The organism is Bacillus sp. 205(2023), from assembly GCF_037027485.1.
Lineage (GTDB): Bacteria > Bacillota > Bacilli > Bacillales > Bacillaceae > Bacillus > Bacillus halotolerans.
This window is the reverse complement of the sequence record NZ_JAXCHF010000001.1, coordinates 15,089-30,489: the sequence shown is the minus strand read 5'-3', so window position 1 is coordinate 30,489 and position 15,401 is coordinate 15,089. Positions and strand designations below refer to the sequence as shown.

General features: G+C 46.0%; 14 protein-coding genes. 1 reads left to right on the top strand and 13 read right to left on the bottom strand.

The window, feature by feature from the left end:
• Positions 1–6: 6 nt before the first annotated feature.
• The 7 genes from priA to WA325_RS00110 form a co-directional block, all read right to left on the bottom strand.
• Positions 7–2,424 (bottom strand): primosomal protein N', encoded by a 2,418-nt coding sequence (gene priA, locus WA325_RS00140; protein ID WP_202852523.1) that lies wholly within the window; start codon positions 2,422–2,424, stop codon positions 7–9.
• Positions 2,421–3,641 (bottom strand): bifunctional phosphopantothenoylcysteine decarboxylase/phosphopantothenate--cysteine ligase CoaBC, encoded by a 1,221-nt coding sequence (gene coaBC, locus WA325_RS00135; protein WP_202852522.1) that lies wholly within the window; start codon positions 3,639–3,641, stop codon positions 2,421–2,423. Before coaBC ends, priA begins: the two co-directional genes overlap by 4 nt.
• 78 nt (positions 3,642–3,719) lie before the next feature.
• Entirely contained in the window at positions 3,720–3,923 is a 204-nt protein-coding gene (gene rpoZ / locus WA325_RS00130; protein ID WP_003221520.1) for a DNA-directed RNA polymerase subunit omega, read from the bottom strand.
• Positions 3,924–3,926: 3 nt separating this feature from the next.
• Entirely contained in the window at positions 3,927–4,541 is a 615-nt protein-coding gene (gene gmk / locus WA325_RS00125) for a guanylate kinase (protein ID WP_024121355.1), read from the bottom strand.
• 7 nt (positions 4,542–4,548) lie between these two features.
• A complete protein-coding gene (remA, locus tag WA325_RS00120) occupies positions 4,549–4,818 on the bottom strand; it encodes an extracellular matrix/biofilm regulator RemA (RefSeq protein ID WP_003154355.1) in 270 nt (89 codons plus the stop codon).
• Between the two features lie 76 nt (positions 4,819–4,894).
• Positions 4,895–5,770 (bottom strand): YicC/YloC family endoribonuclease, encoded by an 876-nt coding sequence (locus tag WA325_RS00115; RefSeq protein WP_024121354.1) that lies wholly within the window; start codon positions 5,768–5,770, stop codon positions 4,895–4,897.
• Positions 5,771–5,854: 84 nt separating this feature from the next.
• On the bottom strand, positions 5,855–8,527 hold the full coding sequence (locus tag WA325_RS00110) for a calcium-translocating P-type ATPase, SERCA-type (RefSeq protein ID WP_202852521.1): 2,673 nt from the start codon (positions 8,525–8,527) through the stop codon (positions 5,855–5,857).
• A gap of 121 nt (positions 8,528–8,648) precedes the next feature.
• Between WA325_RS00110 and rqcH the strand changes: the two genes are divergently transcribed.
• Positions 8,649–10,361: a tRNA modification protein RqcH gene (rqcH, locus tag WA325_RS00105; RefSeq protein ID WP_105954210.1), complete on the top strand. Its 1,713-nt coding sequence runs from the start codon at positions 8,649–8,651 to the stop codon at positions 10,359–10,361.
• 38 nt (positions 10,362–10,399) lie between these two features.
• Here the strand turns inward: rqcH and sirC are convergent, their stop codons facing one another.
• The 6 genes from sirC to cysP all read right to left on the bottom strand — a co-directional run bounded on the left by sirC (position 10,400) and on the right by cysP (position 15,396).
• Positions 10,400–10,888: a precorrin-2 dehydrogenase gene (gene sirC / locus WA325_RS00100; protein ID WP_336183387.1), complete on the bottom strand. Its 489-nt coding sequence runs from the start codon at positions 10,886–10,888 to the stop codon at positions 10,400–10,402.
• Positions 10,869–11,654 (bottom strand): sirohydrochlorin chelatase, encoded by a 786-nt coding sequence (gene sirB, locus WA325_RS00095; RefSeq protein WP_336183040.1) that lies wholly within the window; start codon positions 11,652–11,654, stop codon positions 10,869–10,871. Before sirB ends, sirC begins: the two co-directional genes overlap by 20 nt.
• Positions 11,655–12,428: a uroporphyrinogen-III C-methyltransferase gene (gene cobA, locus WA325_RS00090; RefSeq protein WP_202852518.1), complete on the bottom strand. Its 774-nt coding sequence runs from the start codon at positions 12,426–12,428 to the stop codon at positions 11,655–11,657. It lies immediately after the preceding gene.
• Positions 12,429–12,528: 100 nt separating this feature from the next.
• Positions 12,529–13,122 (bottom strand): adenylyl-sulfate kinase, encoded by a 594-nt coding sequence (gene cysC, locus WA325_RS00085; protein ID WP_105954206.1) that lies wholly within the window; start codon positions 13,120–13,122, stop codon positions 12,529–12,531.
• Positions 13,123–13,134: 12 nt separating this feature from the next.
• A complete protein-coding gene (gene sat / locus WA325_RS00080; RefSeq protein WP_024121349.1) occupies positions 13,135–14,283 on the bottom strand; it encodes a sulfate adenylyltransferase in 1,149 nt (382 codons plus the stop codon).
• 48 nt (positions 14,284–14,331) lie between these two features.
• A complete protein-coding gene (gene cysP / locus WA325_RS00075) occupies positions 14,332–15,396 on the bottom strand; it encodes a sulfate permease (RefSeq protein WP_044155948.1) in 1,065 nt (354 codons plus the stop codon).
• Positions 15,397–15,401 lie beyond the last annotated feature (5 nt).

Genomic DNA, 15,401 nt, shown 5'->3' with positions numbered 1-15,401 from the left:
GAGATCTTACATCATCATATAAGGATTCATATCAATTGAAATCATTACATGTTTTTGTTCAATTTCCCGTTTATAATGTTCCAGTATCTTCTTCAATAAAGCTGATATCTGGGTTTCCTGTTTGTATTTTATCACGCATTGATAGCGATATCTATCTTTGATCCTGGCGATCGGCGATGCGCTTGGACCGAGTATTTTCGTATCTGCCCCGCAGTTTGCTTTCAGAAAGTGTGCGATTTTCTCAGCCGTTACAGCCGCTTTTGCCACTTCCTCGTGAGAAACCGTCACAAGAGCCAAATAGTAATACGGCGGGTAGGATTGCTCCCTCCTGTGCGCCATTTCATGCTGATAAAACGTTTCATAATCATGCGTTTTCGTCAGCTGGATGCTGTAATGGGACGGTGTGTACGTTTGAATGATGACATTGCCGGGTTTTTCATGTCTTCCCGCGCGGCCGCTGACTTGCGTTAGCAGCTGAAACGTTTTTTCAGCAGATCTGAAATCAGGAATGTGCAGTGTTGTGTCAGCGCTTAAGACTCCGACAAGTGTCACATTCGGAAAATCAAGCCCTTTCGCAATCATTTGCGTTCCAAGAAGAATATCTGCTTTGCCTTCTCCGAAAGCAGACAATAATTTTTCATGGGCACCTTTCCGAGAGGTCGTATCAACATCCATCCGTATGACTCTTGCATGTGGCAGCACCTTTGTTAATTCTTCTTCCACTCTTTGTGTTCCCGTTCCGAAAAAACGGATATGATCGCTCCCGCATTCAGGACAAGTATGCGGAACAGGCTCTTCATGTCCGCAATAATGGCATTTCATCCTCTGGCCGGAACGGTGATACGTCATGGAAATGTCGCAGTGAGGGCATTGCGGGACATATCCGCAGTCCCTGCACATCACAAAGGAGGAATAGCCCCTTTTATTTAAAAACAGCACAGCCTGTTCACCTTTAGCAATGGTTTCTTCAAGCTTTTCCATCAATTCTATTGAAAACATAGATCGATTGCCGTTTCTGAGCTCCTCTCTCATATCCACAAGCGCAACCTCAGGCATCACTTGGTGATTGACGCGGTGTTTCAGCGAAAGCAGCTCGTACACTCCTTTTTGCGCCCGTGCATATGACTCTAACGTCGGTGTAGCACTACCTAACACAACCGGACAGCGGTGGTGCTCCGCCCGCTTGATCGCTACCTCTTTCGCATGGTAGCGCGGCATTTCCTCTTGTTTATAGGACGATTCATGCTCCTCATCGATGATAATCATCCCGAGATTTTCAAACGGGGCAAAAATAGCGGACCTCGCGCCAACGACAAGCCGTACTTCCTTGCGATGGATTTTGCGCCACTCGTCATACTTTTCACCAGTGGATAACCCGCTGTGCATCACGGCTACCTGAGAGCCGAAGCGCCCTTTAAAGCGATGAACCATTTGCGGCGTTAACGATATTTCCGGTACAAGTACGATGGCTTCTTTTCCTTTCGCAAGCACTTTTTCAATCGACTGGAGATAAATTTCCGTTTTGCCGCTTCCTGTAACCCCGTGCAGGAGAAACACTTGATGTTCATTGTTGTCTAACGTCCGGCGTATCGGCTGAAAGGCCGCGCTCTGCTCGTCTGTCAGCGGCAGCGGCTCTGTTTTTTTGAACATTTTGTCCTGATAGGGATCTCTGTAAACCTCTTCATAGGTTTCTTTCAGAAGCCCCTTTTGGATCAGGGTCTTGATGGTGGCTGAGCTTGCGTCTGTTTTTTTGCACAGGTCCGCAGCAGGTATTTTCGCGCCTTCCGGTTCCGTCATGAAAAAGTGCAGGATCGCCTGCTGTTTGGCCGCTTGTCGGGATAAACCCTCAGCCTGCTTGGAGAGCTCTTCTTTACCGGCATTGGCCTGAATATACCTGACCATTTTTTTGTTCGCTTTTTGCGCCACTTTATAAGTTACATCGATATGGCCTTTTTGAACCTGCTTCTGGATGATTTTCAGCGTATCGTGATCAGGTATATCGGAATACAGCAAGCTCTTTGTTTCAGAAAACAGCCGTTCTACCTGCGGCGGGATATCCGCACCTTCCGCAATCTTCAGCTCTTTTTCATATTTTGCCTTTAACGCGGCAGGCAGCATCGCTTGAAGCGCCGTAATCTTAAAAGACAGCGTTTTGTCTGACAGCCATGAAGACAAATGCATCAGCTCTTCTGTCAAAACAGGCGTAAGATCTAATAAATCCTCCACTTCTTTGACAGATTTACCTGAGAGATCAGACGTATCTTTGACAGCTGTCACAAACCCTTGAATTTTACGGGGGCCAAACGGAACAATGACCCTCATTCCCATTTTGATCATGCCTTTAAGATGGTCTGGGATTTTGTAATCAAACGGCCTGTCTATATTTTTGGTGCTGACATCAACGATGACTTCGGCAAAATTCATGAGTGCTCTCCGGTTTGTTTTAAGAGGGCTGCGACTTCTCCAAGAATGTCAAACGAAACATCGAGCTTAGACATCTTCGGCAGCTCGCGTTTGCGCCCGTCTTTGAAAAAGAGCGTCACAATATTCGTATCAGCACCAAAACCGGCCCCTGCCGCTTTCACATCATTCGCCACAATCATGTCAAGATTTTTGGCAGAAAGCTTTTTGCGGGCGTAATGTTCCACATCTTGTGTCTCAGCAGCAAAACCGACTAACAGCTGACGCTGTTTTTTCTCGCCCAATTCTTTTAAAATGTCGACTGTTCTTTTTAATTCAAGGGTCATTCCGCCGTCTTGTTTTTTCATTTTTTGGTCAAATACTGTTTTTGGCGTAAAATCGGCAACAGCAGCTGTTTTTATGACGACGTCGCTTCCCTCATACACAGAGAGCACCGCATCGCGCATGTCCGCAGCCGATTGGACAGGGATAAACTGAGAAAGCCCTTTAGGGACATCAAGCGAAACCGGCCCTGAGATCAAGGTCACGTTTGCACCAAGCCGCACCGCAGCCTCAGCTAATGCGTATCCCATTTTACCCGTCGATTTATTCGTGAAAAAACGCACAGGATCAACTGCCTCCCGTGTCGGGCCTGCTGTGATCACCACTTGTTTGCCTTCTAAAGGCGCGTCTTTTTCTTCTGCAAAATGCTTTTCCGCAAGCTTCACGATGTTTTCGGGTTCTTCCAATCTTCCTTTTCCAACGTAACCGCATGCTAAATAGCCCTCGCTCGGTTCAATAAAACGAAAACCATCCTGATAAAGGACAGAAATATTGCGTTTGACTGCCGGATGGTCATACATATGCACATTCATGGCGGGCGCAATCCATACCGGCGCTGTTGCCGCTAATAAGGTTGTTGTCAGCATATCATCAGCAATGCCGTTGGCCAGTTTTCCAATCACATTTGCCGTAGCCGGCGCAACAATAATCAGGTCGGCCCAGTCAGCTGCGTCTATATGAGAGATGACGCTTGGATTTTGTTCTTTAAATGTATCTGTATATACTTCATGGCGGCTCAATGCCTGAAATGTCAGCGGTGAAACGAACTGGCACGCAGATTCAGTCATAATGACTTTAACATTTGCCCCTGCCTGCACCAGCTTGCTTGTCAGCGCACAGGCTTTATAAACAGCGATGCCTCCGCTCACGCAAAGCAACACATTTCGATTGTTCAGCAATGACTTCTCCCCCTCTGCAATTTAAAACAGCACGGAAAAAAATAACAACCTACATGATATAGGTTGCTACTTGTTCTACTATTCGCGGTCTTCCTTTTCAAACGAAAGCAGGCCTGCATCAATTTCTTCTAAAGCTTTGCCTACATATTTGTGTGAAATCGTATGTTCAATCATCTGGTCTTTTTTGATTTGCATTTCACGCGCGCGTCTAGCAGAAACAGTTACGAGCGTGTATTTCGAATCCAATTTATTCATTAATGAGTCAATTGACGGATCTAACATCAGTTATTCAACCTCCAGCATTTTCTTATATCTTGGTGCAACGCGCTCACGCTTCAAATGTTCAGCGAGAACGATTGCTTTGATTTTGTCGCAAGCCGTTTCGACATTATCATTTTCTACGACGTAATCATATGCGTCCATCATTTCGATCTCAGCTTTTGCGGCTTTCATGCGATTTTCAATCAGAGCATCTGTTTCCGTTCCTCTTGTCACAATTCTGTTCTTCAGTTCAGAAAGACTCGGAGGCGCAAGGAAAATAAACAGACCTTCCGGGAAAGCATTTCTCACTTGAAGAGCGCCTTGAACTTCGATTTCTAAAAAGACGTCTTTTCCTTCTTGGAGCGTCTGTTCAACATAATCGACAGGAGTGCCGTAATAATTGCCGACATATTCTGCCCATTCAAGCAGTTTATTGTTTGCAATCATTTGCTCAAATTCTTCTCTCGTTTTGAAAAAATAATCGACTCCGTTCACTTCGCCCTCTCGAGGGTTTCTCGTTGTTACTGAAATCGAATACTCGAATTTTGTATCTTCTTGCGAAAAAATCGCTTGCCGAACCGTTCCTTTACCAACTCCTGAGGGACCTGAGAGAACGATTAATAAACCTCTTTCTTTCATGCGGCAATTATCCCTGCCCTTCATCCATAATTTCTTCTTTAACAGAAAGTCTGTGTGCAACTGTCTCAGGCTGGACGGCAGATAAGATAATGTGATCACTATCCATGACGACAACTGCACGGGTTCTTCGTCCGTATGTAGCGTCAATTAGCATTCCGCGGTCTCTTGCATCCTGGATCATCCGTTTGATTGGCGCAGACTCCGGGCTGACAATCGAAATCATCCGATTGGCGGAGATAATATTGCCAAATCCGATATTAATCAGTTTAATCGTCATCTTCTACGTTCCCCCTGTAAAATAGACGTCTCTAGTTTAGCCTAGCAAGTCCGTCTGTAAACAATACGCACAGTCACTATTCTATATTTTGCACTTGTTCTTTTATTTTTTCAATAGAACTTTTCATTTCGACGACAAGCTTTGTGATCTGGTGATCATTTGCTTTTGAGCCGATTGTATTTGCTTCCCGATTCAGCTCCTGGACAAGAAAGTCGAGTTTGCGCCCGACAGCTCCGCCTTCAGCTAATATATCACGAAACTGAGCGAAGTGGCTCTTCAGTCTTGTAATCTCTTCTGTAATATCAGAGCGATCTGCAAAAATAGCGCATTCTGTAACAAGCCGGCTCTCATCCAACACGTCTTCGGTCCATTCCTTTATTCTGGCGTACAGCCGTTCCCTGTAACGAGATACAGCATCGGCTGCCAAAGATTCGGTCTTTTCGGCCAGCTCTTCAAGCTGATCAATATGCATCAGACAGTCTTTGGCTAAAAGCAGCCCCTCTTTTTCGCGCATCTCACAGAGTCCTTTTACGGCTTCCTCTGCAGCAGCTGTTATTAACTCCTCAAGCTTTTCATTTTGAGTCTGTTCCTCATGAATCTGGACGACATGATCAAGCTTGAAGAAGTCCATGACATCAGGCTCTGCGGACAATTGATATCGCTTTTTCATATCCTCTGCAGCTGCGACAAACTCATCGAGAAGCGGCCAATCAATATCAAGCCTTCTCTCTACAAGCATATCACTGTCAACGGAGACGAAAAGCTCAATTCTTCCGCGCTGTATGTACTGCAGAATCGTCTGTTTCAGCTTATCTTCTAAATATAGCAAAGGCCTTGGCAAACGAGCGTTCACTTCTTTAAACCTGTAATTCACAGATTTAAGTTCAACGCTTACAGAGAGATCATCTTGTGTTTTGCTTGCACTGCCGAAGCCTGTCATACTTCGTATCATAAATAAAACACCCAATTTCTTCCCTGTTCTCAAAATAAAAGGGCAATAGACATGCTATTACCCCTAAGATTATATCATATGAATTTATTTTTTTCTTGTCAAAAGTGACCCCGCCAGCAAAAAAGTAGGGATGGCCGACATGCCGATGACCAGCATCCAGTCTCCCGGCGTGATGGCAACCGTATGGAAAATCGGCTGAAGCGGCGGATAGTAAATGACCACCAGCATCAGTAAAATCGATGACAATACAGCGCCGATCAGATACAAGTTTTCAAACGGATTTCTGGAAAAAACGGACGTTTCGCTCCGGCAGTCAAATACGTGAATGAGCTGAGCCAGCACCAACGTCGCAAACGCAATTGTCTGCGCATAAGACAAATTCTCAGGATTGCGGTGATACACGATGATAAAAGCCAAAATCGTGGCAGCACCGATTAAAAACCCTCTGGAGACCACCTTCCATCCAAGCTTGCGGGCAAACACCCCTTCTTTCGGGTGACGCGGTTTCCGCTTCATAACGTCTCCTTCCGGCTGATCCATGCCGAGCGCCATCGCCGGCAATCCATCTGTCACCAAGTTGACCCACAAAATCTGAATCGGCACGAGCGGCAAAGGAAGGGCAAGCAGCATGGCGAAAAGCATGACCAAAATTTCTCCTACGTTAGAAGCCAGCAGGTATCGGATAAATTTTCTAATATTTTCATAGATGTTTCTGCCTTCTTTAATCGCTGATTTAATGGTTGCAAAATTATCATCTACGAGAATGAGGGATGATGCTTCCTTCGCCACATCCGTTCCTGTAATACCCATGGCAACGCCGATGTCAGCCTGTTTGATAGCCGGCGCGTCATTGACGCCGTCTCCTGTCATTGCAACGATATGTCCGTTTTCCTGATACGCTTTAACAATCTTCAATTTATGCTCAGGGGAAACGCGGGCAAACACATACACATCCTCCACTACGTCAGAAAGCTCTTCTTGCGAAAGCTCATTCAGCATCTGGCCGTCCATGATTTTTCCGCTTTTCGGGAGGAGGCGCAAATCTTTCGCTATAGCTTTTGCTGTCTCAACATGATCCCCTGTAATCATGACAGTCTTAATTCCCGCTTCACGGCATTCTTTAATCGCCTGTCTGACTTCAGGGCGCGGCGGATCTATGATGCCTGAAAGGCCAAGCATTGTCAGGTCTTTTTCCGCCTGCTCCATTGACGGTGTTTCCCCTGCTTTTACCGGTCTATAGGCAACCGCAATCGTTCGGAGCGCCTGGGAAGCCAATTGCCGTAATACTGCCTCTGTTTCTGCTTTTCTCTCATTTGAGAAAGGAGCGGCAGAGCCGTCATAATAAATACGGGCGGACCGCTGCATCAGTACGTCCGGCGCGCCTTTCGTAATGATATAGCGCTTTCTGTCCTGATCCTCTACAATGACAGTCATCATTTTTCGTGCTGAATCAAACGGAAACTCCTCAACCACCCGGTAATGGGATTCCACAAACTCCTTTGAAAAGCCGCCTTTTCTTGCCGCAGTGAGCAGCGCTCCCTCTGTCGGATCTCCGTCAAGCACATAGTCACCGTTTCTATTCTCAATATTCGAGTTGTTACAAAGCGCTCCGAATAACAGCATTTGCTCCAGCGGCTTATGCTCATTCACACTGACCTCTTTATCGTTCAGTGTGAAGCCTCCTTTCGGATCGTAGCCCGTGCCCGACACTCTCCACGTTTTCCCTCCTGACCATACATGTGTGACCGTCATTTTGTTTTGCGTCATTGTTCCTGTTTTGTCTGAACAAATAATAGAGGCACACCCAAGCGTCTCAACAGCCGGAAGCTTTCTCACGATTGATTTTTGCTTGATCATACGCTGTACACCCAATGACAGAGCTACTGTCACAATGGCTGGCAGCCCTTCTGGAATGGCGGCTACCGCTAGCGAAACACCGGCTAAAAACATGCTGTACAGATCGTGTCCCTGGATCACGCCGACAGCGACAACAAGTACAGTGAGCAGCAAAGCGACAACAATTAAAATTTTCCCGAGCTGCTCGAGCCTTCTTTGCAGCGGGGTTGACAGAGTTCCCGCCGATTCAAGCATGTCAGCGATTTTCCCCATAGCCGTGTTCATTCCTGTACCGACGACAACACCGACACCGCTGCCGCGGGTGACGATGGTTCCCATAAAGGCCATATTCGTAATATCCCCCAGCGACACATCGGGTTTTTTCAATTTATCCGCATGTTTCACAACCGGGATTGACTCTCCGGTTAACGCTGATTCTTCAATTTCCAGGCTTTTCGCTTCGACAATTCGGACATCTGCTCCAATCCGGTCGCCGCTTGTAAACTTCACAATGTCGCCCGGCACCAGTTCTTTCGAAGGGATCTTTGTCCAGCTTCCTTCCCTGAGCGCCATCACATGAGGAGTTGACAGCTCTTTTAACGCCTGAAGAGATTGCTCTGCACGCCGTTCTTGAAAGAACCCAAGTATGCCATTCACAAACACAATCGCAATAATCGCAACCGCGTCCACATATTCACCAAGAAACCCTGAAATTAATGTTGCCGCAAGCAGCACAAGCACCATGAAATCTTTAAACTGCGCCAAAAACAAGATAAGCGCTGATGTTTTTTTCCCTTCTTGAAGCTCGTTTGGCCCATGCTTGTCGAGGCGTTTTTTCACCTCTTTTTCAGTTAATCCTTGTTTCATGGACGTATTTGTTGCCTCTAATAAATCTGTTTGTCCCATTTCATGAAACTTCATTCCGCTCGTCCACTCCCCTGCTCTCTTATAGAGATATCACTCTATAAGCATGCTTATTCTGACTCGTCCCATTTCATGCTATAATTATCGAATGCAGGAAGAATGAGAGGGTGTATTATATATGTCGTTTGATGGCATGTTTACATACGGAATGACACACGAACTGAACGAGCGAATAATGGGCGGACGGATCACGAAAGTCCATCAGCCTTATAAGCACGATGTGATTTTTCACATCCGCGCCAATGGAAAAAACCAAAAGCTTTTATTATCGGCACACCCAAGCTATTCACGGGTGCATATCACGGCCCAAACGTATGAAAACCCGAGTGAACCGCCGATGTTTTGCATGCTGCTAAGAAAGCATATTGAAGGCGGATTTATTGAAAAAATTGAACAGGCGGGCCTTGACCGCATTATGATTTTTCATATTAAAAGCCGGAATGAAATCGGTGATGAAACGCATCGAAAACTTTATGTCGAAATTATGGGCCGCCACAGCAATATCATTCTGACGGATGGAGAGGAAAATGCGATCATCGACGGGCTGAAGCATTTATCGCCGTCAATGAACAGCTATCGCACCGTACTGCCGGGCTACGATTATAAGCTTCCGCCGGCCCAGGACAAAATCTCACCGCTAGAAGCGACTGAAGATGACATGTTGCGTCATCTCAGTTTTCAAGAAGGACGGCTAGATAAACAAATTGTTGATCATTTTTCCGGTGTTTCTCCGCTCTTCGCAAAAGAAGCTGTCCACAGAGCGGGCCTTGCCAACAAAGGAACACTGCCAAAAGCGCTTCTGGAGCTCTTTGCAGAGGTAAGGGAGCACCGTTTCAACCCTAACATCACGACTGTTAACGGGAAGGAATATTTTTATCTGCTGGAGCTGACTCACCTTAAAGGAGAAGCACGCCGCTTCGATTCATTAAGTGAGCTGCTGGACCGTTTTTATTTCGGAAAAGCTGAGCGGGACCGGGTTAAACAGCAGGCTCAGGATCTTGAGCGGTTCGTTGTGAATGAACGGAAAAAGAACGCCAACAAAATCAAAAAACTGGAAAAAACACTGGAGTATTCGGAAAACGCTAAGGAATTTCAGCTTTACGGGGAGCTGCTGACCGCAAATTTATATATGATGAAAAAAGGCGACAAGCAGGCTGAAGTCATCAACTACTATGATGAGGAAAATCCGACAATCGCCATCCCGCTGAATCCGAACAAGACGCCTTCAGAGAATGCACAGGCCTATTTCACTAAGTATCAGAAGGCGAAAAACTCAGTTGCCGTTGTCGAAGAACAAATCAGGCTGGCTCAGCAAGAAATTGAATACTTCGACCAGTTGATTCAGCAGCTGTCTTCCGCTTCTCCGCGTGATATCAGTGAAATCAGAGAAGAGCTTGTGGAGGGGAAATATTTACGTCCTAAGCAGCAAAAAGGGCAGAAAAAACAAAAACAGAACAAGCCTGTTTTAGAAACATACGAATCCTCTTCCGGTCACACTATTTTAGTCGGCAAAAACAACCGTCAAAACGAGTATTTAACGACCAAAGCAGCTGCCAGAGACGACATATGGCTTCACACGAAGGATATCCCGGGCTCCCATGTTGTCATCAGAAGCAGCGAGCCGGATGAACAAACAATTATTGAAGCCGCCACAATTGCAGCTTATTTCTCAAAAGCAAAAGATTCAAGTTCTGTGCCTGTTGATTATACAAAAATCAGGCACGTCAAAAAGCCGAACGGCGCAAAGCCCGGATTCGTGACTTATGACAGCCAGCATACCGTCTTTGTCACGCCTGATGCGGATACTGTCATCAGACTGAAAAAAAGCTGATTTATATAAAGAAAAGCCAGAGCAGCAACTGCTCTGGCTTATTTATTTCTTCTGATCTGATAAAGCCTGTCTACTTCGCTGACAAAGTCGCCGTCAATGAGCATGTCCACTCTTTCAGCAAGTTCCTTCGTATGCTTTGGACTGGCTCCGTTTGTCGAAACAGAAACCGTAACATGCCCTCTTTTTACGATTTTCGGCATGTACACATTGCCCAGCTCAGCGTCACTGGCACAGTTGACAAGCTGGGAAGGCGATGCATTTTGAGCGATTTCTTTATTCACAGCGGCGTCATCCGTCGCGGCAATAATCAAAAAAGCGTCGAGATAATCCTCTTTCTCAATCTTCCGGCTCAGCCACTTGATTTGGCGATTGTCTGCCATCTGCCTGATTTCCGGCTCCGTAACCGGACTGACAAGCGTAATATCCGCTCCCTCAGAAAGCACCGTTTTTAACCTTCTGAGCGCAATACTGCCGCCCCCTGCGATCACAACCTTTTTCTTCTGCAGACTAATGTGAAGCGGGAGCATATGAGCCTCCGTCAAAATTAAATTGCCCCTCATGGTTGTCAGCAGTTTCTTTCACACGATTTAAAAATGCCTTTTTCACATGCGGGTGGAAACCGATATAGGAAGAGAGGTAGACATTTGGATTTTTGGCCTTCAATTTCTGGACCTCACGTTCAATCTCATTCATCAGCATCCCGGTAAACAGCAAATACGGAACAATAAAGGTCGTCACGCCGTCATCTTTTTTCAGCTCAGAAAAAACCTCTTTGTAATTGGGACCGCATGCTGTCATAAAACATGGAATCACTTCCTTGACAGGCATGATGTTTTGGAGCAATCCGGCAATGCCGGTAACGTCTCTTTTTACATCTGGGTCTGAGCTTCCCCTGCCGATGAGCACAACCTTGGCGTTTTCGTACGAAACGCCTATGTCTTTAACACGATGATAGACAGCTTTGACCACTTCTTCGTCAATCCCAATCGGACTTCCGTATGAGATATGGATTGAAGGATACCGGGACGCGGCACGGGCAATTTCTTCCGGAATATCATGTTTTGCATGCGCAGCCGTTAAAAGAAGCAGAGGCACCACTGCGATATGAGTGGCGCCTTGCTTCACACATGCTTCAAACCCTGTCTCAATTGCCGGCTCCTGCAGCTCTAAAAAACTGATTTCCTGAACAGGCGCAGAGATGTGCGCTTTGCATCCTTCCAAAAATGCAGCGGCCTCTTGCTGCGCCTTTTTTACCCGGCTGCCGTGGCCGACATATAAAATCGCTTGTTTCATTTACAACGCCTCGCTTAAATCTTGTTTTTTCAGCTCAGATTCAAACCATTCCAGCTTATAGTGATAATTTACAACATTTCCAACGACAATTAAACTCGGATTTTTAATGTCTTCTTTTTTCACCGTTTCTGAAAGGGTGTCAACTGTGCAAAAAACAGATTTTTGCTTGGCCGTTGTTCCCCAATGAATAAACGCTGCCGGAGTAGAACCGTCCCGGCCGTTTTCCAGGAGTTTTTTTTCGATCTGCTGCACATTTTTAATGCCCATATAGATGACAAGTGTATCAATCCCTGTAGCCAGCGCTTTCCACTTTTCCTCAAAATCCTCTTCATTTTTATAATGCCCCGTTACAAAAGCCACGTTAGAGCCCGCGTCCCGATGAGTGACAGGAATCCCGGCATAAGCAGCCGCAGCGATTCCCGATGTAATACCGGGGACAATTTCAAACGGAATGCCATTTTCAGAAAGGCATTCCGCTTCTTCCCCTCCTCTGCCGAACACAAATGGGTCTCCGCCTTTCAATCTGACAACGGTTTTCCCTTTTTGCGCATACTTCACAAGAAACCGATTGATGGTTTCCTGCTTCATTGTATGAAAATCTGGAAGCTTCCCGCAGTAGATCAGGTCCGCCTGCTCCTTGGCATATTGCAAAATCTCTTTATTTACTAATCTGTCATATAGGATTACGTCAGCTTTTTCAATGGCTTTCAGCGCTTTAATTGTCAGCAGATCAGGATCTCCGGGACCCGCTCCTACAATATATACTTTCCCCATCGTCTTTCCCCCGATCTATTCGAGTTCTTCCAGAACGTTCGCTGCGATGTTGTTCTTGTTTGCATTTTCGGCATCTGAGAAGAATACAGCTGAGCGGCGTTTAGCTCATTTGCTGCTTTACAAACTCGATCAGCTGATTTTTGCACTCTTCACGATCATATTGTCCTGAGTCAAGGACGAGCTCAGGAGCTTCCGGCTCTTCATAAGGAGAATCAATGCCTGTGAAGAACGGAATTTCCCCGTTTCTTGCTTTTTTGTAGAGCCCTTTTGGATCTCTTTGTTCACAAATATCGAGGTCGCATTTAATGTAAACTTCGTTAAATTCGCCTGATTCCACAAGCTGGCGGACCTGGTCTCTGTCCTCACGGAAAGGAGAGATAAAAGCAGTCATGACAATGGTGCCCTGCTGCACAAAAAGTTTCGCTACCTCTCCGATTCGGCGGATGTTTTCTTTTCGGTCTTCATCAGAAAAACCGAGATCTTTATTTAAACCGTGGCGAATGTTGTCACCATCCAGCACAATAACTTGGTAACCTTGCTCAAAAAGTTCTCTCGCAGCAGCATTGGCAATGGTTGATTTGCCTGAGCCGCTTAAACCCGTCAGCCAGAGAATGGAGCTTTTATGCTTGTTTTTTTGCTGATACTCTTCTTTTGTAATAGAGGCTTCATGCCATACGATATCGCGATTTGTCACTGCCAGTCCCCCTTAAGAAACGCCTGCTTCTTCTTTTTTCTTCATGCCTTTGATTAACACCTCTACAACTTCTGCGCGGCTGAATTCTGCAGGCGGCAGTACACCGTCTCTCAGCATCCCTCTCACCTTGGTGCCTGATAAAATCACGTGATGCTCTCGGCCGTGCGGGCACGTTTTCGCGGTCCCCATATTTCCGCATTTTTCGCAGAAGAAGCTGTGCTCGAATTTCAGCGGTGTAATGCCGAGTTCTTCAGGTTTAAATGTGTCAAACAGCTCCTGGGCTTCGTACGTGCCGTAATAATCACCGACACCAGCGTGATCGCGGCCGACAATGAAATGCGTGCAGCCGTAGTTTTTTCTGACAAGCGCATGGAAAATCGCTTCTCTCGGACCGGCATAACGCATTGCAGCCAAGAAAACGCCAAGGAAGACACGGTCTTTCGGGTAATAGTTGTCAAGAAGCACTTGATAGCTTTCCATCCGGACATCAGCGGGGATGTCATCAGATTTTGTTTCGCCGACAAGCGGGTTTAAAAACAAACCGTCCACTGTCTCAAGAGCCGTTTTTTGAATATATTCATGCGCTCTGTGAACAGGATTTCTCGTTTGGAAACCGACAATTGTTTCCCAGCCTTTTTCTGCAAACTGGCGTCTTGTTTCCGTCGGTTCAAATGTAAACTCAGGGAATTGTTTGGAAGCTTTTTTAATCAGTGTGATCGGACCGCCGACATATGTATCACCGCGGCTGAACAGTTTTTTTACACCCGGATGAGCCTGATCATCCGTTTTATACACGTTAACAGCTTCTTTTTGTTTGTCAGGCACGTATAAGTCTTCGATTTGGATAACGCCGTATGTTTCTCCGTCATACGTTAATTTTACTGTTTCGCCGACTGACAGTTCGGCTGCTTTTTGTGCATCTACCGGCAGCGTGATCGGAATAGACCATACAACACCGGAAGCAAGACGCATGTTTTCAACAACAGATACGTAATCTTTCTCATTTAAGAAGCCTTCGATCGGGCTGTATCCGCCGATTCCGATCAATTCCAGGTCGGCAAAAGAAATCAAATCAAGTTCAATTTCTTTCTGAATGCCGCTTACCTCATATGACTCATTTACTCGGTTTACCAGTTTTCCTCCATGTGGTGCTAAGCTCATAATATTCATTTCCTCCTAGTTAACAGATAAAATAACTCAGATTAATAGTTAGATTCCCCCGCCTTGATCGTGGACAGAGCGTCTCTCTTTACGAATGGCTTTTGTCAGGCTGACGGCACCGCCTGCCGCTAAAAGCACACTTACCATGATAAAGATTGAATAATAATCCGCCTTTAAAAACATAGATACAAGCAGATAGGAGATGGATAAAGATAAAAACGGCGACACGATCCATACTTTCAGCATCGTTTGAACGACCTGTTTATGAAATACGTTTGGTCCGTTTTTCGCCATGCCTATTCCGATAATAGACGATGACGTTACTTGCGCCAAGGGCACCGGCATTCCAAATATAGAACTGATGATCACCAGCCCTGCTCCTGTTCCGGATAGGAGAATGCCTTCCCCTTTTGAAAACCGCGTGATTTTCTTCCCGTTTGTTTCTAACACCCTGCGGCCTAATATCAGTGCGCCCAGGGCTACAAAAACTCCCCCATACAGGGTTCCTTTCGCTACATCCAGTACGCCGGCAGCCACTAACGGTCCAACAGCATTCGCTACATTGTTCATGCCCGCAGAAAATGCTTCAAAAAAACCAGCGCATAGCAAAAGGATGCCAAGGATGTTTTGTTTACGGGAAGACGTAATTTCGATTTTAAAATAACGAAACAGCTTTGCTACAAAAAATGTAAAACCAAAAGCGAACAGCGGAACGAAAATCCAAAATGAAACAATAATCAGAAGATTGTTTACAAACAATACTTTGTACGCAACGCCCACGCCGACAACCGCCCCGACCGTGACTTCACTTGTCGATAAAGGAATGCCGAGCAGATTAGCTGTAAAAAGCGACAGTGCAGCAGCCCCGATAATGATGCAAACAATCGTCAGCGTGATCGTCTGTTCCGGGATAATCCCAGAGCTGATGGTTTTCACAACTTCGCCCCCGCCAATGACAGCCCCGGCCAGAACACCAACGGCACATATGATCAAAGCGTAGGTTTTCTTTTTGATGGCCCCAGAGCCGTAAGCAACTCCCATTGAAGCTGCAGCGCCGCTTGCGCCAATATTCACTGCGAAAAACAAGCTAAATAAAATAGCGGCTAATTCCATTTTGC

What these genes read in the sequence shown, in the direction of transcription:
- priA (WP_202852523.1), bottom strand. Translation starts at nt 2,424, where the DNA reads ATGAATTTTGCCGAAGTCATCGTTGATGTCAGCACCAAAAATATAGAC.
- rpoZ (WP_003221520.1), bottom strand. Translation starts at nt 3,923, where the DNA reads ATGTTAGATCCGTCAATTGACTCATTAATGAATAAATTGGATTCGAAA.
- gmk (WP_024121355.1), bottom strand. Translation starts at nt 4,541, where the DNA reads ATGAAAGAAAGAGGTTTATTAATCGTTCTCTCAGGTCCCTCAGGAGTT.
- remA (WP_003154355.1), bottom strand. Translation starts at nt 4,818, where the DNA reads ATGACGATTAAACTGATTAATATCGGATTTGGCAATATTATCTCCGCC.
- WA325_RS00115 (WP_024121354.1), bottom strand. Translation starts at nt 5,770, where the DNA reads ATGATACGAAGTATGACAGGCTTCGGCAGTGCAAGCAAAACACAAGAT.
- WA325_RS00110 (WP_202852521.1), bottom strand. Translation starts at nt 8,527, where the DNA reads ATGAAGTTTCATGAAATGGGACAAACAGATTTATTAGAGGCAACAAAT.
- rqcH (WP_105954210.1), top strand. Translation starts at nt 8,649, where the DNA reads ATGTCGTTTGATGGCATGTTTACATACGGAATGACACACGAACTGAAC.
- sirC (WP_336183387.1), bottom strand. Translation starts at nt 10,888, where the DNA reads ATGCTCCCGCTTCACATTAGTCTGCAGAAGAAAAAGGTTGTGATCGCA.
- sirB (WP_336183040.1), bottom strand. Translation starts at nt 11,654, where the DNA reads ATGAAACAAGCGATTTTATATGTCGGCCACGGCAGCCGGGTAAAAAAG.
- cobA (WP_202852518.1), bottom strand. Translation starts at nt 12,428, where the DNA reads ATGGGGAAAGTATATATTGTAGGAGCGGGTCCCGGAGATCCTGATCTG.
- sat (WP_024121349.1), bottom strand. Translation starts at nt 14,283, where the DNA reads ATGAGCTTAGCACCACATGGAGGAAAACTGGTAAACCGAGTAAATGAG.
- cysP (WP_044155948.1), bottom strand. Translation starts at nt 15,396, where the DNA reads ATGGAATTAGCCGCTATTTTATTTAGCTTGTTTTTCGCAGTGAATATT.